Below are 17,474 nucleotides of genomic sequence, written 5' to 3'. Positions count from 1 at the left end.
GCTCATTCACCTCCCCAATCCTTTGCCGGGCTGTCTTTCAGGACGCATTCCAGCTGGCAATCAAAGGGTTCCGCCTCCACATGCCTGCGGTTATATTCCTGCGCTTCCCTGCAGCCCATGGCTTCATAAAATGCCTGGGATTCCACAGCCGAATGAGCTGAAATATACAGCTTACCAGCCCCGTGCTCCCTTGCCCACCGGCATGCCATGTCAAACAGGGTCCGGCCGATACCGCGGCCCCTTAGGTCCTGCGAGACATGTATGCAGGACAAATCAAGATACTCCCCGTTTTGACCCATCGGCGCGCTTTCCACGGATGCGAAGCCCTTGAGCGCTCCGCCCTCAAACGCTCCGAACACCGCGCCATCCGTATTCACCGTATTGATCAGACAGCGCACCAGTTCCTGGTATTCCGTCTCGCCCCAGTCATCTATAAACGGGGCGTCCTTTATCACCCATTTTCCATCCTCTCTGCGCCAGCATTTGGTAACAGTCTGCCGGCGGATAAAATGTGAGAACAGCTGCCGGTTAATTTCGGCAGCACAAAGCTTTCTGTACTCCATATGCATTCCTTTCCTCACGCGTATCTGCCATTCGGCCGGTTTTGCTTCTATGCCGGTCTTTATAAACCGAAGATGCGGCAGACCTCGCGAAAAATATCATCCTCTCCGGCGCTCCCGTCGATCAGCAGGGTCCGGTACCCCAGCTCTCCGGCGCTCCGCTTTACGTCTTCTGCAAACAAGGCATCCCGTTCCATCCAGTTTTGAAATGCCTTCTCCCTGTCGCTGCAGCCTTCCAGTATATAGGGAATCCAATCCCGCTCCCTGTAATGGAGTACCTGAAAATCCCTGGTGGGCGTCATGCACAGATAATGACGGCAATCGACTCCGCTCTGTTTCATCAGTTCGGGCAGATAAGCCGCCCCCTCCGTTATGATTCCGTCTGCAGTTTGTATGCGTTCCAGATCCCGGCAGACAAACCCATACACCTGCCGGTAATACTCAAGTTCCTCCTCCTTTTGGATCTTGGGATTCCGCATCCAGGTTTCTTCCGGCGACATTGCGGCCATTTTTGCCAGGAAAGGATTCCCTGCCGCCGTACCTCGGATCATATACTCATTTAACAGGTCATCCACCTTAAAATAATAAAAGCCAAAGGTTTTTGCCATTTTTTCTGCCACCGTGCTTTTGCCGCAGCACGGAGAACCTCCGATGTAGTAGATATTCAAACGCTTTCGCTCCTTCCTGCACGGTTATATACAGCCTGTCCGTTATTTATTGATGTAATGTCTGCCGACATTATGCCATGTCAGCAGGCTGACATGGCCCCTCCGGGGGGGATGCGCATGATTTCCTAGGGAAATTGTCCGCTTCGCGGACGGAAATCAGCGCAGGTATAATATCTGTCGATATTATACCATAATTTTATCCGCATTTACATCTTATGGGATACTTATTCAGAATAAATAATCTCATCGTGACTGTTCAGAAATGCCGACAGAACTCCGTCATGCGCGGGAGGTTTATGACAGCTATGCATAGCAAAATCTCGTTTCCTGTAACCAAGAAAGAATCCCGCCTGCGGCGGGTCGCTTCAGCGACATCATTCCATTCCGCCGCAGTGCGTTCCTGCCCGGAGGGCTTTTTATTACATAGGAGAGTTCGGAGAACTTTCCTATGTAATGAAAAAACACAGGAGTCTATACTCCTGTGTTTTGCCACTGATTAGTTATATTTGCGTTTTCTTGCAGCTTCAGACTTTTTCTTACGTCTTACGCTCGGTTTTTCGTAATGCTCTCTCTTACGAATCTCCTGCTGGATACCAGCCTTAGCACAGTTTCTCTTGAATCTGCGTAAAGCGCTATCTAAACTTTCGTTATCTTTTACGATTACGTTTGACATAGCTCACACCTAACCTCCCTCCAGTTGTGTACTTGTGCATGAACCTCGGCGATAATTCGCCATAATACAACTGTTTGGGTATTATCTTAGCACAGTAGTTATTATAGCATAATTTTCTATTTCGTCAACAGGAAATTGCTTATTTTACCTGTTCTTTCAAAACTTCTTCCGCTTTCTTCAAACAATCGTCGATTCCGGCGGGATTTTTGCCGCCGGCCTGGGCCATATTCGGCCTTCCGCCGCCGCCCCCTCCAACGCCCCCGGCTATGGACTTGATCAAGTTGCCGGCATGAGCTCCTGCCTTCATCGCCGCGTCGGTTGCCATGGCGATCAGGTTTACCTTGCCTTCCGCTGCAGAAGCCAGCACCACAACGCCCTCTCCCAGCTTTTCCTTCAGCTGGTCGCCAAGATTTCTAAGGCCGTTCATATCCACGCCTTCCAGCTTGGCCGTGAGCACCTTCACGCCGCCGATCTCCTTTATGTCATCCATCACATCGCCCAGCGCATCCTTTGCCAGCCGGCTCTTTAATTTCTCATTTTCCGACTGCAATGCCTTGATATCCGCAAAAAGCGTCTGTATCTTCTTTACCAGTCCCGCAGCGTCCGTCTTCGCTGCTGCGGCCGCCTCATGGAGTTCCTTCTCTACCTCCCGGTAATACCGGAACACGCCTTCACCGGTCAGGGCCTCAATTCTGCGCACACCGGCAGCGATGCCGCCTTCGGAAACGATCTTAAACGCGGATATGGAGCCTGTATTCTTCACATGCGTACCGCCGCACAGTTCTCTGGAAAATTCGCCCATGCTGACAACGCGCACGCTGTCCCCGTATTTCTCTCCAAACAGGGCCATCGCGCCGGATTTCTTAGCATCCTCAATGCTCATCACCCTGGTTTCCACTTCCAGGCCGTTGGCAATCTCTGCGTTTACAATCGCTTCTACCTGCGTGATCTCTTCCGGGGTCATGGCGGAAAAATGTGTGAAGTCAAAACGCAGCCTGTCCGCAGTGACCAGTGAACCGGCCTGCTCCACATGGGATCCCAGCACGGTGCGCAGCGCCTTCTGCAGCAGATGAGTTGCGCTGTGGTTCTTACAGGTATCGGCGCGGTTTGTGCGGTTTACAATCAGCTTTACCTGATCCCCAGTTTTAAACATCCCCGAAGTCACCACACCTACATGACCGACCTTACCACCCTTTAGATGGATCACATCATTGACCGTGAACTCTGCCGTATCGGTCCGGATGATTCCGGTATCCGCCTGTTGGCCGCCCATGGTGCCGTAAAACGGTGTTTCCTCCGTAATAATCGTGCCCTCCTGCCCGTCGGTCAGAGCTTCCACCAGCTCATCGGGCGTCGTCAGCACCGTGATCTTTGAAACATATTCCAGATGATCATAGCCCACAAAACCGGTGGTGACCGCCGGATCGATCTCATCGTAAACGGTAGCATCCGCTCCCATATAATTCGTGGTTTTTCTGGCAGCTCTGGCAGTTTCCTTCTGCTTTTTCATACATGCAGTAAAGCCGTCTTCGTCGATCGCAAATCCCTTTTCTTCCAGAATCTCCTTCGTCAGATCCAGCGGAAATCCGTAAGTATCGTAGAGCTTAAAGGCATCCTCTCCGGACAGCGTCTTGCTGCCGGCGGCCTCTAAAGCCGCTTCCATATCCTGAAGGATACCGAGCCCCTGATCTATGGTTTTGTTGAATTTATCTTCCTCTTCAGACAGCACCTTAAAGATCATGGCCTTCTTCTCATCCAGTTCCGGATAGCCGTCCTTGGACATGCTGATTACGGTCTCGCTAAGGTTCGCCAGAAATCTGCCTTCGATTCCCAGAAGCCTTCCGTGGCGGGCAGCCCGGCGCAGCAGACGGCGCAGGACATAGCCCCTGCCCTCGTTGGATGGCATGATGCCGTCGGATATCATGAAGGTACAGGATTTAATATGGTCTGTTACAATGCGCAGGGACATGTCCGTCTTAGGATCTTCCAGATATTTTTTGCCGGCCAGCTCGCATACCCGGTCCAGCAAAGCCTTATTGGTATCCACCGTAAACAGGGAATCCGCATCCTGGACCACCACGGCCAGACGCTCCAGCCCCATGCCGGTATCGATGTTTTTCTGTGACAGCTCGGTATAGTTACCGTGTCCGTCATTCTCAAACTGCGTGAATACGTTGTTCCAAACCTCTATATAGCGGTCACATTCGCAGCCAACTGTACAGCCAGGCTTACCGCAGCCGTATTTTTCACCGCGGTCATAATAGATCTCGGAACAGGGACCGCAGGGGCCTGCGCCGTGCTCCCAGAAATTATCCTCCTTACCGAAACGGAAAATTCGTTCGGCCGGAATGCCGATCTCTTTATTCCAGATATCAAACGCTTCGTCATCCTCCAGATAGACAGAAGGATACAGGCGGTCCGGGTCCAGACCGACCACCTGGGTTAAAAATTCCCAGGACCAGGCAATGGCTTCCTGTTTAAAATAATCCCCGAATGAAAAATTTCCCAGCATTTCAAAAAAAGTGCCGTGTCTCGCTGTCTTTCCGATATTTTCAATATCACCGGTGCGGATGCACTTCTGGCAGGTGGTCACCCTCTTTCTGGGCGGAATCTCCTGCCCGGTGAAATATGGCTTAAGAGGAGCCATCCCTGAGTTGATCAGCAGCAAGCTGTTATCGTTGTGCGGAACCAGGGAAAAGCTCTTTAATGCCAGATGTCCCTTGCTTTCGAAAAATTCCAGAAACATCCTTCTAAGTTCATTTACGCCGTATGCTTTCACGATCTTTCCTCCACTGTTTCTTTTGTTTCGGTCACTCTTTTATTTCGGTCATTCTTTTGTCTCTGCGGCGCTTGACGCCGCGTTTTTAGCATCCTTATGATCTCTGAATTTCTTGCCGCATACCACTGCGGCCACCATAACAGCGATTAAAAATACAAACTTTATAGTATACCAGATCAAGGAACTTAAAAATGCAGGCATGTTCCCACCTCCTTTAGGCAATTATTCGCAGCGGTTTAAACATACCGCCGCCTAATCGGTTAAAATTATTCCGCTTTAAACTGATGGTATCCTTTTTTACCCTTTTTAATCAGGATTACCCCGTTTTCATTAAAATCGGACGGTGTATAGGTTTTGGCAAAATCCGTTTCCTTTTCACCGTTCACCACGACTCCTCCGCCCAGGATCAGTCTCCTGCCCTCGGAACGCGTAGGGGCCAGTTTACTGTCCACTAACATGGTGATCAGGTCGATGCCCTTCTCAAATACATCGGCAGGATACGCCGTAGTAGGGATATCTTCGCTGTGCGCGCCCTGTACAAACAGCGCTTTGGCAGCCTCCTGTGCCTTTCTGGCCTCCTCTTCACCATGTACAATCTTAGTGATCTCATAGGCGAGCACTTCCTTGGCTTTATTGATTTCAGATCCTTCAAGCGCTCCGAGCCGTCTCACCTCATCCATAGGCAGGAAAGTCAGCAGGCCAAGGCACTCCTCCACCTTTACATCTTCGATGTTTCTCCAGTACTGATAGAATTCGTAGGGGGAGGTCTTCTCCGGATCCAGCCATACCGCACCCTTCATAGTCTTGCCCATCTTGATGCCCTCGCTGGTGGTCAAAAGCTTAAAGGTCAGGCCGTAAGCAGGCTTTCCTTCTTTTCTGCGGATCAGCTCCACCCCGCCGATTATGTTGGACCACTGGTCATTGCCGCCCATCTCCAGGCAGCAGCCGTATTTCTGGTTCAGCACCAAAAAGTCGTAGGACTGCATTACCATATAGTTGAATTCAAAGAAGGTCAGCCCTTTTTCCATCCTCTGTTTGTAACACTCGGCGGTGAGCATGCGGTTTACGCTGAAATGCGCGCCCACCTCCCTTAAGAAATCCACATAATTTAAGTTTAAAAGCCAATTCGCGTTGTTTTCAATGATTGCGCTGTCATTGTCAAACTTGATAAATCTGGACAGCTGACGGTAAAAACAGTCCGCATTGTGCTGAATGGTTTCCTTTGTCATGATCTTTCTCATGTCGGTTTTGCCGCTGGGGTCACCTACCATTGTGGTGCCGCCGCCTAACAGCGCAATCGGCCTATGCCCCGCGCGCTGCATATGCATCATCGCCATAATGGTCAGGAAATGCCCTGCGGTCAGGCTGTCAGCGGTCGCATCAAACCCTATATAAAAGGTAACCGGTCCCTTACCAAGTAATTCTCTGATCTCCTCTTCGTTGGTGGCCTGCTCAATAAAACCTCTCTCCACCAGCACGTCATAAACGTTAGTTGACATCCGTCATTCCTCCTGGGTTACTTTATTTCTCTTTATTATATCGGAAGCTATTCCTGCTTTTCCACTTATCCTATCATAGTGAGACGGATTTATCAAGTATCCGGCTCACAAAAAAAGCGGCATAAGAGCCGTGCGGGCTATGCCTTACAGTACTCCAAGCCCTTTGCCTGGCGCGGCCGCATAGCGGCATATTACATCTTCACGCAAGCGTACATCCTGTCTGGAGGGCTTTTTTATATCATAGGCAGAAATTCCTATGATGATAGAACAAAGGTAAGGAATTTCCTATTGAAAAAAGCCCCGGATCCGCAGCAGTTGATGTACGGATTCAGGGCTTTGTCGATAACGTAAATTTACCTTCCCGCAATGGGATGTTTTTCTATATAGTCGAAATACATCTCGGCCAGTTCATAGGTGCGCTCTTTGGTGGTAGCGGTCAGGGACAGGGTGTAATGAAGCTCCTGCTCGTTGGTGGTGTTGGCGGCCATGGCAGCGCTGTCGGCAGTCTGATCCCGAACTTTAAGCCAGGCCTTTTCTTCCTGGCGCAATTGATCAAATTCCTCTTCTGTCAGATTGGAACGAAGCTCCCGGTATATATAATTTAATTCATCGTCCCAGAGCTTATATTCATACTGGGCCACCGCTTTTTCATCCTGCACCGTAGGTTTTTTTAGGTCTGACCAGGTCTTTTTGATCTGCTGTTCCATGCTGTCCAGCTTTTGATAATAATCCTCGGATGAAAGATATCCGGAGGTGGACTCCATCAGAACCGTTTTTTCCTGAGTTATGACCGGCAGTTCTTCCTCGGATTCCGACTCAGCCTTCTGTAAATTTTCGTTCACTGTGCCGGTATCATAGGAATCTTTCAGGTCGGCCGGAGCCGCCTGATCTTCCGATCTGTTTGCAGCGCCTGCGGCGCCTTCCTGTGCGTCCTGTGCCTGCGTTTCCTTCTGACCCGCTCCGCTGACACCGGCGGCCAGAGTTTCATTGCCCTTCGTTTCTTCCGCCGGGCTGTCCGATCCCCGCTCCGCACTGGATGCAGACTTTGTCTGCGTTATCTCCACAGCGTAATTAAAATGGCGGTCGATATATTTTTTATTGACCAGTGTCACCCCTGTTCCGACCACCAGCAGCAGGATGATGATCAGAGTGATTGTCCATTGTCTCTTGCTCATGTGAATTCGCCTTCCCAACTAATGCAGCAGCTGCTGCAAGACATGAATTTCCTTCTGAAATCTAAGATATCACACAGTTTGCAAAAAGGAAATAGCGAAAATAAAGACGTAAGAGATTGTAAGCAGTTTGTAAAGTTTCGCCAGAAGGAAATGGCTATTTTCCCGCTGTTTAAACGCCCTCATCCACCCACAGCTCATCGCCGTCCGCCGCTGTGGTAGCCAGCACGTCGCACCGCTCATTTAAAGGATGCCCGTTATGCCCCTTTACCCAGATAAACTCCACCTGATGCGGAGCCTTTGCCGCCAGAAGGCGTTTCCAAAGATCTACGTTTTTTACCGGCTCATTTTTGCCGCGTTTCCACCCCTTCTTGATCCAACCTTCAATCCAGTGCTGGTTGAACGCATTTACAAGATAGCTGGAATCCGAATGCAGCTGCACCCTGCAGGGCCTGTTTAAAGCCTCCAGGCCGGCGATGGCGGCCATCAGCTCCATCCGGTTGTTGGTGGTCTTCTTATAACCGCGGGACAACTCTTTTTCATGCAGGGTTCCGCTGCCGTCCACGTACTGCAGGATCGCGCCATACCCGCCGGGGCCGTCCGGATTTCCTCTGGCAGCCCCGTCCGTATATATTTTTACATCCATAATCTTGATATCCTCCCGATTCCATCATGCTTACAGAGGAAACACCGGCGGCATACAGAGATCTGCCGCATATGGCATACCCCGCTGTTATAATGTCCAAGTGCCCTCTTTGAGGAATCTGGCCGCGGTTTGTTCCGCCTGGCTGATGATCTCCTCGCTGTAGCCCATAATGCCTAACAGTTTAATGGCATTTCTCGTCGTTGCGCGCCCCTTGTAAAGCACATAGTTAAACAGTATGTCGTCGTCCATAATCTCTTCGCTGAAATGATAGTTGGAGTAGATCTGTTCCAGCATATGGGTGAGCTCAATATCGTGCGTTGCCGCAAAACACATCACATTTCTGCTGGACAGATTCTGCAGGATATGGGAAGAGGCGGAGATACGCTCCACCGTATTGGTTCCCCTAAGCACTTCATCCACAAAACAGAGTATGGGCGCTTCCTCGTTAATGCTGTCCAGAATTCTCTTCAGAGACTTGATTTCTACTATATAATAGCTCTCCTGGCCCTGCAGGTCGTCCCTAAGCGCCATGGAGGAAAACACCCGGTAATAATTAGCTTCATAGCTTTCCGCCAGCACTGTGTTTACGGTCTGAGCCAGCACCGCGTTGAGCGCTACAGTCTTTAGGAAAGTGGATTTGCCGGACGCATTGGAGCCGGTAACGAGCACGGAGCGATCCTCGTGTATGCTGTTGGCCACCGGCTCTTCTATCATGGGATGATACAGGTTATCCGCATGGAAATGAGCGCCTTTTCCATGCAAAAGCTTCGGAACAGCATAATAGCTCATGCTTTCCCTAAAGGACGCCACCGCAATACAGCTCTCCACTATTCCCAGCTGATCGATGAGGTTTTCGATATCGTGCAGGTATTCTTTAGCATATTTCACCAGCGAATTAAACGCAATCAGATCCACATGGAATACCAGGCGGAAATAATCCATAAACAGGTCCACCATGGAGCCGCTGCCGGATGCATTGATCCAAAATGCCTTTTTATTCATCGGCTTCAGCTTTCTGCACACCTGGGCGATCACCTCGGCATAGGGCTTTAGTTCCTCAATTTCCAGCTTTGCAATATCCGCTCCGAATTTTGTCATTAAAAGCAGATATTGAATGCAGGAAAAATAGTTCTCCACCAGCTTCTTATCATCGTAATAGGTTTTTATGCTCCATCCCATAGCAAAAATAAAGATCAGTACGAAAAGCTGCGGATAAAAAAAGATTCCCACAAAGGACGCGAGCAGCACCAGAATCTGGATGTAGTGCTTTGCGTTGCCGTCCGTTTCAAGCCCAACAAAATTATACAGATAGTCCGCCATGGCGATCCTGTTCGTGCGGCCGATTCCTGCATAATCCACCTGTATCTTCTCCCGCTTTTCCCTGTTCTGCGGGTTCTGGAAATAGCTGATCAGCTTCTCCCGCTCCGCCAGGACCTTCTCGTCAAATACCGGCTTACGAAGCATTTTATAGAGATATTCCTCTCCCAGAGAAGAATAGGTGTGGTTCATACACATGAAAACATCGTCCATCTCCAGATCGTTCCATGTGATGTCGTCGATGGAAAAGCTCTCATCCATGGATTTGCGGAAATAATGCGAGATCTTTCCGAACTCATCCAGCGTATACTCACGCTCAGGCACTTCTCCCCAGGACGCTCTGATTTTCTCTAAAAGCCGTTTCCTGTTCTGCCTTCTGCGGTATTCCATATAGACGTAAACTCCAACAACCAACAGAAAAAATATCGCTATAATCATCCATCTTTCCATTTTGTCTCCCATCCTGTCCATGTTTGGCATGCTCAATAATAATTCATTTTAGCATACTTTTCCGCTGTTGTGGAGAGTGCATTGCATTTTTATCCGTATCCGCTGTTACCATATATGGTTACTGACATGGCTGCTTTATCGGCCGCCGTGAAGAGTAACTATAAATGCAGCAGCGCCTGGGCGACGTTAAAGTAGATGATCAGTGAAAAGGCGTCTACGATCGTGGTGATCAGCGGGGCGGCCATAATCGCCGGATCCGCATGCAGCAGTTTTGCCGCCATAGGAAGCACGCCGCCGATTGTTTTAGCCATGACCACGGTGGCCAGCAGAGCGATAGCCACTGTAAAGGCTATCATCTCGTTGCCCGGATATGTGATGACAAGGCGCACAAAATTAACCAGGCTTAAAACCACGCCCACCAGAAGGCTGACCCGCAGTTCCTTCCAGAGGACTTTAAAGAAATCCTTCGGCGTGATGTCCCCGATGGCCATGCCGCGGATGATCAGCGTACTGCTCTGGCTGCCGGCATTGCCGCCGGTGTCCGTCAGCATCGGAATAAAGGTCACAAGCATGGGCATGATGGCGAAGGCGGCCTCATATCTGCCCAGGATTCCGCCTGTGATCATGCCCGATATCATGAGCACCAGAAGCCAGACGATCCTGTTTTTGGCAAGCGCGAAAACATTTGTTTTTAAATAGGGCTTTTCCGACGGCGCCATCGCAGCCATCTTTTCAAAGTCCTCGGTGGCCTCCTCTTCCATGACATCCATAACATCATCGACCGTCACAATGCCCACCAGGCGGTTTTCATGGTCAACCACCGGCATGGTGATGAAATCGTATTTCATCATCCTCTGTACGGCCTCTTCCCGGTCATCCGTTGTGAGTGCTGTGATCACATCCGGCTCCATCAGGCTGCCGATGATATCGTCGTCCGATGCCAGCAGGAGCTCCCGGACTGTTACCACGCCTTCCAGACAGCGGCTGTTATCCATCACATAGCAGGTATAGATGGATTCACAGTCCTCTCCTGTTCGGCGGATCCGTTTGATCGCATCGCTGACTGTCATCGTTTTGCGAAGATCGATGAACTCCGCGGTCATGATGCTGCCCACGGAATTCTCCGGGTAATTTAAAAACTGGTTGATCAGCTGTCTGGTTTCTGGCTTGGCATTTTTCAAAACCCGCTTTACCACATTGGCCGGCAGCTCCTCCAGCATATCCACGGCATCGTCCACAAACAGATCCTCCACGATCTCCGTCAGCTCATTATCCGTGATGGAACCGATGATCACCTGCTGTGTCTCCGTAGGAAGATTGGAAAACACTTCGGCCCCCAGCTCCTTGGGAAGCGTGCGGAAGCAGACCGTCGCCTTTTCCTGGGGCAGCCGTTCGATAAAATCCGCGATATCCACCTCGTTCTCATCGGCAAGGGCCGCCTTCAGCTCCCTGTAATTTCTGCTTTCCAGCAGTTCTAACAGTCTTTCGAAATCATATTCAAATTCTCTTTCCATTGGTGCATCCTCCTGTTCATGTAAGTGTAAGTTAAGCTGAATCTCCGAAGGAAGTCCCAAACGGACAAAAACCGTGCAAAAAACACCGGATGATCCATCCGGCTGTCTTCCACACGGTGATATTCAGATTGCGTTTTACGCCATTACGCCAGAGTTCCTGATAAGCGGCATAACGGCGCAGCTACTCCGCGGGTGAATATCACTGTCCGGTTTTGAACTTCGACCGCATATGTCCACTTATTTTCCCTCCTTCTTTCTGTCACCAAACGAGATCTGGCTGCCCGGTGCGAGCCTCCTCATTCGATGTAAATTGATCGTTATTGGCTTCAATATCGCGTTATTAGGAGAATAACACTTTTTTATAAGCTTTTCAAGAGTTTTTCTCCTTTTTTCATTATTTTACGTAACAGTTGTTACTATTCACGGTTGTCGTAAACCTACCGCGAATGACAGGGCAGAGTATGGTCCTCATAGGGACGCGCTCTCGCTCCGTGAAGCGCGCAACGGTTCTAACGCTGCAAACTACGCAGCGAAAGAACCGGCGGGCTTCAAGGGATCCCTATGAGGACCATACTCTGCCCTGTCATACGCTGCTTTATCGGCAGCCGTGAACAGACAGTAACTAACAGTTCATACGGCAGGAAAAATAGTACAAAAGCAGGCGTTGAACTTGCTCATAAGACTGTTTTTGTGTTATTTTTCACATCGGATGTCTGAACTGTTACCTATTTTACGTAGCAACAGCGTTACTGTTCACACGCTGCCGCCGATTCTCTTGGCTGTATTCCTTTTATATAATGATGCAGATCATGCCGCCGTTGCTGTCATTGATGATCTTCTGCAGTGTATCCTGCAGCTTCTGCTGGCATTCATCGGTCATCTGGGAGATCTTGGCCTGAATCCCGTCTTCCACGATCTGCTCGATGGATTTCCCGAAAATATTGGTGCTCCAGATTCCTTCTTCCCCGGACTTGGCATTTTCCTTAATATATGCGATCAGATCCTCAGCCTGGCGCTCATCGCCGACGATCGGCGCGATCTCTGTCTCGATATTGGATTTGATCAGATTGATGGCCGGAGCCTCCGCCTTCATCTTGACGCCGAACTTGTTGCCATGCTTAATTACCTCCGGTTCATCCAGGGATATCTCCGCCTTATCCGGCATCACAACTCCATAGCCCTTAAACCGCACGGCATCCAGCGCGTTTTTTACCTTCTGATATTCGTCCTTCTGTCTCGCAAATTCCCGGATGGTTTTCATCAGCTGATATTCGCCGCTTATGGGCATGCCGGTATATTCGCTGATCGTATCATAATAGAGTGTCGGCTTCATCACCACGCTGACGCTGACCGTTCCGTTGCTCAAGTCCTTTCTCTGGATCTGTATGGCGTTTATATTGTCGTTATCCAGGGACAGATTCTCTGAAATCACGTCCTTAATATATGTAATCCGGGATATGATGGTTTTAACGGCGCTCACCATCTGTTCCTTCAGCCAGTGGCTGTCCGGCAGGATTTCCACCCATTTTGGTATATGAAAATCCATCTCCACCACAGGGAACTCATACAGCACCTCTTCCATAATTCGGTGGATATCCTCTTTTTTCAGCTGTGCACAGTTGACGGGCATCACCGTTACGCCGTATTGCTGCGCCATCTGGGCCGCGGTCTGGGCCGTATCATCCGAATAGGGGCGCTCGGAATTTAAGAGCACGATAAACGGTTTGCCCAGCGCCTTTAATTCCCGTATTGTCTTTTCTTCCGGCGCCATGTAGTTTTCCCGCGGGATCTCACCGAAACTGCCGTCCGCTGTAATCACAATGCCGATGGTGGAATGATCGTTGATTACCTTTTTGGTCCCGATCTCTGCCGCCTGTGAAAAGGGCACTTCATAATCAAACCAGGGCGTTTTCACCATGCGCTCCTCATCGTTCTCCACATGACCGGTGGCGCCGTCCACCATATAGCCGACGCAGTCGATGAGCCGTATGCTCACCTGTGTGTCGTCACCGATTGTGACCTTAGCCGCTTCCTTGGGTATAAACTTGGGTTCGGTCGTCATGATGGTTTTTCCCGCCGCTGACTGTGGCAGTTCATCTCTGGTCCTGGCTTTGTCGTGCTCATCTTCCATCCCCGGCAGCACCATAAGATCCATAAAGCGCTTGATGAAGGTAGACTTGCCGGTCCTGACAGGTCCCACGACGCCGATATATACCTCTCCTTTGGTGCGGGCCTGAATGTCTTTGTATACATTAAAATTGTCCATAAAATACCCCTTCCATATATACTATTACTATATATGCGAAGGGGTTTTGATTTATGAACGCCCGCCGTCGAAAACTTCAGCCCCGTCATCCGCCGTTTTTAATCAGCTCCAGACATTTTAAGAGAGCGTCCTCTTCCGTCTCTATATCCGGCGGCGTGCCTGTAAAGGAATTACAGGTTCCATCCTCATTCAGCCCCGCAATATCCTCGAAAAAGACGAACAGCCCGCTGTTTGGAAGCGGCAGCGCGACAGGCTGGCTGGCGTAGCCTCCCCCTCTGGTCCTGGTCCCGACCACAGTTGCAAACCCCGTGTCTTTGCAGAATGCCGCAAACGCATCCGAGGCGGACGCAGCCGCTTGATCTGTGAGCAGCCAGATACGGCCTTTAAAACCCGTATAGCCGCTTCCGGCCCGATAGAGGACCTGGCTTTTGCCATGATAGCGGAAGCCTTCGGGCATGTCCGCCCTCTCCTCCGTCACCTGCGTCCCCCAGCCGTCAATTTCCCCCCGCAGATAAGTTGAAAAAGGGCCGGCGGCCGACATCTGCTCCAGGGTGTATAACGTATGCTTTTTCAGCAGCGGCACCACAAATCCGTTGATCCAGGCCTCATCGTTGCCGCCGCCGTTTCCACGGATATCGATGATCAGATGCCCGGCGTCCGCGTTGTCCCGGCAGAAGTCCGCCATCTGTCCGCAGGCTTCTTTCAAAGCCGCTTCATCGGGATACGAAAAGGTGCTTACCCTGATATACGGTATGCCTTCCTTAGATGAGACAGTAACGGCCCCGTCCCCGGCAGCCGGATTTCCTGTATAACCCTCTTCTTTAAGCACTTCCCTCCAGCGGTTATATACCTCTACGGATTTACGGTTAGCCAGCAGACCGGCGTATCGATGATAGAAGCCGTGGCTGACCCCTTCTCCTATGCCGGATAATGATTGATAGAGCAAAAAATACACCTCCGGCCCCAGCACGCCCAGATGGCCGTAGCCCAGCAGTTTTCCAAATCCTTTGCTAATGAGTTCGGCGAAATGACTGCGGGACATCCTTCCGGCCGCCTCTATCTCCCTGCGCGCCGTATAAGCGGATTCCGCCAGATATGCGGCATCCACTCCCGTATAGGCCTTATTATCGTCCAGCAGCCATAAAAAAGAGGCATTTTTCCACAGCATAGCCCACATATAGTCGTAGTCCTCGAGGGCCTGCTCGCCGGTAAGATCCGTCCATTCTTCCCAAGGCACATAATCCGGCGGCACATACTCCAGGACTGCCCGCTCATCTGCCCGGTATCCGTCCATCAGATCCAAAGCTTCCCGGCTGGTGCCATTGCATCCGGCAAGCACAATCGGCAATGCACATATAAACACCAGCGCTGCGGATACTATTCTTTTCATCCGGTTTCCCTCCCCCGATCCACTTATCACTTCTATTATATCCCCGTATCCCAAGGAAAGCAATCAAATTACGGCTGCAGCATCTCCGTCATGGTCCGCCAGTCAAGAACCGCACATTTGACTCTGGATGCCTATGGGAAAGGCTGGGTTTTAAAAGGATCGGACTGCGCGGAAATGGCAGCGTCTGATCCTGCGTGTTTGTTAATTATTTGTCGAATTGTATAAAATAAAATACAACAAACCGCATTTATGTGCTTGACGCATGCACACCTATGCACTATAATCTGTGCATGAGGAGATGAGGAACACCATATGTTGATTGTTTTTATCAAAAAGCTCTATATGCAGGATATGTAAAAAGAAGTGCGGTTTTTATACATTTTTTTCACATTCCTGTCGAAAATAACTTCAGCAGGTGTTTTTCGATATGCACAGTTACCTGATAGCTGTCTAAAGGAGGAAAATCTATGGAAATGCGACCAGAATGGGATGGTTTTAAGGGCGGCAAATGGCTTAGAACCATCACCGTAAGAAATTTTATTCAGAATAACTTCACCCCTTATGAAGGGGATGAATCATTTTTATGCGGACCTACGGATGCGACGAAAAAGCTTTGGGACCAGGTTATGGATCTGTCCCGTCAGGAAAGAGAGGCCGGCGGCGTGCTGGATATGGATACGAAAGTGGTATCCACCATCACTTCCCATGGCCCAGGCTATCTCAACAAGGACCTGGAAAAGATCGTAGGTTTTCAGACGGACAAGCCATTTAAGCGTTCTCTGCAGCCCTACGGCGGCATCCGCATGGCCCAGAAGGCCTGCCAGGAAAACGGCTATGAGGTGGATCCGGAAATCGTCGAGATCTTCACCAAACACAGAAAGACGCACAATGCCGGTGTATTTGACGTTTATACGCCGGAAATGAGAGCTGCCCGTTCCAACCATATCATCACAGGGCTTCCGGACGCCTACGGCAGAGGCCGTATCATCGGCGATTACCGCCGTATCGCTCTGTACGGCGTGGATCTGCTGATTGAGGATAAAAAGGAGCAGGTTAACTCCACTCCCATCGTCATGAGCGCCGATGTCATCCGGGACAGGGAAGAGCTTGCGGAACAGATCCGCGCGTTAAACGATTTAAAGAAGCTGGCGGAAATCTACGGCTGCGATATCTCCAGACCGGCAAGCAATACAAAAGAAGCGATCCAGGCCATCTATTTCGGATACCTGGCAGCTGTCAAGGAGCAGAACGGCGCTGCCATGAGCCTTGGCCGCACCTCCACTTTTGTGGATATCTATGCCGAAAGAGATTTAAGAAACGGCACCTTTACAGAAGACGAGATCCAGGAATTTGTGGACCATTTTATCATGAAGCTGCGCCTGGTTAAATTTGCGCGTACACCGGAATACAACGCCCTGTTCTCAGGAGACCCCACATGGGTTACCGAGTCCATCGGCGGTGTGGGCATCGACGGCCGCCCCATGGTGACCAAGATGTCCTTCCGTTACCTGCATACACTGGACAATCTGGGAACCGCACCGGAGCCGAACATGACCGTGCTCTGGTCTCCCCGCCTTCCGGAGAACTTCAAACGATACTGCGCCAAGATGTCCATCAAGACTTCTTCCATCCAGTATGAAAACGACGATCTCATGCGCGTGACCCACGGCGATGATTATGCCATCGCCTGCTGCGTATCCTCCATGAGGATCGGCAGGGAAATGCAGTTCTTCGGCGCCCGCGCAAATCTGGCTAAATGCCTGCTCTACGCGATCAACGGCGGTGTGGATGAAGTCAGCAAGAAGCAGGTCGGACCGAAATTCCGTCCGGTTACCGGAGATTATCTGGACTATGACGATGTGATGAGCAAATATCTGGATATGATGGAATGGCTGGCCGAGTTGTATGTGAACACGCTCAACGTCATCCATTACATGCATGATAAATACTGCTATGAAAAGATCCAGATGGCGCTGCATGACAAGGATGTAAAGCGTTATTTCGCCACCGGTATCGCAGGTTTAAGCGTTGTAGCCGATTCCTTAAGCGCCATTAAATATGCGAAGGTGAAATGTATCCGCGATGAAAACGGCATTGTCGTGGATTATCAGGTGGAAGGAGACTTCCCCAAATACGGCAACGACGATGACCGCGTGGATAATATCGCAAGAAACATTGTCCACACATTTATGAATATGATCCGCAAGCAGCCTACCTACCGCGACGGCGTGCCGACCATGTCCATCCTGACCATCACATCCAATGTGGTATACGGCAAGCACACCGGCTCCACGCCGGACGGACGTGTGCACGGACAGCCGTTTGCGCCGGGAGCTAACCCGATGCACGGCCGGGATTCCCACGGCGCGGTGGCTTCCCTAAGCTCCGTTGCAAAACTGCCTTTCACCGATGCACAGGACGGCATTTCCAATACTTTCTCCATCGTTCCGGGCGCGCTGGGCAAAGAGGATCAGATCTTCTCCGGCGACCTAAATGTGGATCTGGACATTGACCTGGATGCTTTGGATGAGAAACAGTAA

The 17,474-nt window shown here is 50.5% G+C and carries 13 protein-coding genes; 1 reads left to right on the top strand and 12 read right to left on the bottom strand.

The features are described from left to right. Nucleotides 1-2 precede the first annotated feature (2 nt). The 12 genes from DWZ56_RS04585 to DWZ56_RS04530 all read right to left on the bottom strand — a co-directional run bounded on the left by DWZ56_RS04585 (nt 3) and on the right by DWZ56_RS04530 (nt 14,934). The gene (locus DWZ56_RS04585; protein WP_118555235.1) at nt 3-563 is read right to left on the bottom strand and encodes a GNAT family N-acetyltransferase; all 561 of its coding nucleotides are present in this window, start codon (nt 561-563) and stop codon (nt 3-5) included. A gap of 59 nt (nt 564-622) precedes the next feature. Continuing rightward, nucleotides 623-1,228: a hypothetical protein gene (locus tag DWZ56_RS04580; protein WP_118555185.1), complete on the bottom strand. Its 606-nt coding sequence runs from the start codon at nt 1,226-1,228 to the stop codon at nt 623-625. A 496-nt stretch (nt 1,229-1,724) separates the two neighbouring features. Next, complete coding sequence (rpsU, locus tag DWZ56_RS04575; protein ID WP_003504099.1) at nt 1,725-1,901, bottom strand: 30S ribosomal protein S21; 177 nt, start codon at nt 1,899-1,901, stop codon at nt 1,725-1,727. Nucleotides 1,902-2,040: 139 nt separating this feature from the next. After that, nucleotides 2,041-4,647, bottom strand: a complete 2,607-nt coding sequence (gene alaS, locus DWZ56_RS04570; RefSeq protein WP_243095071.1) for an alanine--tRNA ligase — start codon at nt 4,645-4,647, stop codon at nt 2,041-2,043. An 81-nt stretch (nt 4,648-4,728) separates the two neighbouring features. Beyond that, complete coding sequence (locus tag DWZ56_RS22865; protein ID WP_199679544.1) at nt 4,729-4,881, bottom strand: hypothetical protein; 153 nt, start codon at nt 4,879-4,881, stop codon at nt 4,729-4,731. A gap of 65 nt (nt 4,882-4,946) precedes the next feature. Then, nucleotides 4,947-6,179, bottom strand: coding sequence for a tyrosine--tRNA ligase (tyrS, locus tag DWZ56_RS04565; RefSeq protein ID WP_118555183.1), 1,233 nt, complete (start codon nt 6,177-6,179; stop codon nt 4,947-4,949). A 353-nt stretch (nt 6,180-6,532) separates the two neighbouring features. Beyond that, nucleotides 6,533-7,354, bottom strand: a complete 822-nt coding sequence (locus tag DWZ56_RS04555; RefSeq protein ID WP_118555181.1) for a lysozyme inhibitor LprI family protein — start codon at nt 7,352-7,354, stop codon at nt 6,533-6,535. Between the two features lie 169 nt (nt 7,355-7,523). Further along, complete coding sequence (gene rnhA / locus DWZ56_RS04550) at nt 7,524-7,997, bottom strand: ribonuclease HI (RefSeq protein WP_118555180.1); 474 nt, start codon at nt 7,995-7,997, stop codon at nt 7,524-7,526. An 87-nt stretch (nt 7,998-8,084) separates the two neighbouring features. Continuing rightward, complete coding sequence (locus tag DWZ56_RS04545; RefSeq protein ID WP_158584445.1) at nt 8,085-9,764, bottom strand: MutS-related protein; 1,680 nt, start codon at nt 9,762-9,764, stop codon at nt 8,085-8,087. Nucleotides 9,765-9,922: 158 nt separating this feature from the next. Beyond that, nucleotides 9,923-11,278 carry a magnesium transporter gene (gene mgtE / locus DWZ56_RS04540; protein ID WP_118555178.1) on the bottom strand — a complete coding sequence of 452 codons (1,356 nt, stop codon included), beginning with the start codon at nt 11,276-11,278 and terminating at the stop codon, nt 9,923-9,925. Between the two features lie 790 nt (nt 11,279-12,068). After that, complete coding sequence (gene spoIVA, locus DWZ56_RS04535) at nt 12,069-13,544, bottom strand: stage IV sporulation protein A (protein ID WP_118555177.1); 1,476 nt, start codon at nt 13,542-13,544, stop codon at nt 12,069-12,071. Nucleotides 13,545-13,629: 85 nt separating this feature from the next. Next, nucleotides 13,630-14,934: a S41 family peptidase gene (locus DWZ56_RS04530; protein WP_118555176.1), complete on the bottom strand. Its 1,305-nt coding sequence runs from the start codon at nt 14,932-14,934 to the stop codon at nt 13,630-13,632. Between the two features lie 473 nt (nt 14,935-15,407). Here DWZ56_RS04530 and pflB point away from each other — a divergent pair, with 473 nt between their 5' ends. Further along, on the top strand, nt 15,408-17,474 hold the full coding sequence (gene pflB / locus DWZ56_RS04525) for a formate C-acetyltransferase (RefSeq protein ID WP_118555234.1): 2,067 nt from the start codon (nt 15,408-15,410) through the stop codon (nt 17,472-17,474).

This window comes from Lachnotalea sp. AF33-28 (genome assembly GCF_003477885.1).
GTDB lineage: Bacteria > Bacillota > Clostridia > Lachnospirales > Lachnospiraceae > AF33-28.
The sequence above is the reverse complement of the archived record's forward strand: the minus strand, read 5'-3'. Positions and strand labels throughout refer to the sequence as shown.

Bases quoted from the DNA above. Each gene is read 5' to 3' on its own strand.
- DWZ56_RS04555 (WP_118555181.1), bottom strand. From the start codon at position 7,354: ATGAGCAAGAGACAATGGACAATCACTCTGATCATCATCCTGCTGCTG.
- pflB (WP_118555234.1), top strand. From the start codon at position 15,408: ATGCGACCAGAATGGGATGGTTTTAAGGGCGGCAAATGGCTTAGAACC.
- DWZ56_RS04530 (WP_118555176.1), bottom strand. From the start codon at position 14,934: ATGAAAAGAATAGTATCCGCAGCGCTGGTGTTTATATGTGCATTGCCG.
- tyrS (WP_118555183.1), bottom strand. From the start codon at position 6,179: ATGTCAACTAACGTTTATGACGTGCTGGTGGAGAGAGGTTTTATTGAG.
- rnhA (WP_118555180.1), bottom strand. From the start codon at position 7,997: ATGGATGTAAAAATATATACGGACGGGGCTGCCAGAGGAAATCCGGAC.
- DWZ56_RS22865 (WP_199679544.1), bottom strand. From the start codon at position 4,881: ATGCCTGCATTTTTAAGTTCCTTGATCTGGTATACTATAAAGTTTGTA.
- mgtE (WP_118555178.1), bottom strand. From the start codon at position 11,278: ATGGAAAGAGAATTTGAATATGATTTCGAAAGACTGTTAGAACTGCTG.
- alaS (WP_243095071.1), bottom strand. From the start codon at position 4,647: ATGTTTCTGGAATTTTTCGAAAGCAAGGGACATCTGGCATTAAAGAGC.
- spoIVA (WP_118555177.1), bottom strand. From the start codon at position 13,544: ATGGACAATTTTAATGTATACAAAGACATTCAGGCCCGCACCAAAGGA.
- DWZ56_RS04585 (WP_118555235.1), bottom strand. From the start codon at position 563: ATGGAGTACAGAAAGCTTTGTGCTGCCGAAATTAACCGGCAGCTGTTC.
- DWZ56_RS04545 (WP_158584445.1), bottom strand. From the start codon at position 9,764: ATGGAAAGATGGATGATTATAGCGATATTTTTTCTGTTGGTTGTTGGA.
- rpsU (WP_003504099.1), bottom strand. From the start codon at position 1,901: ATGTCAAACGTAATCGTAAAAGATAACGAAAGTTTAGATAGCGCTTTA.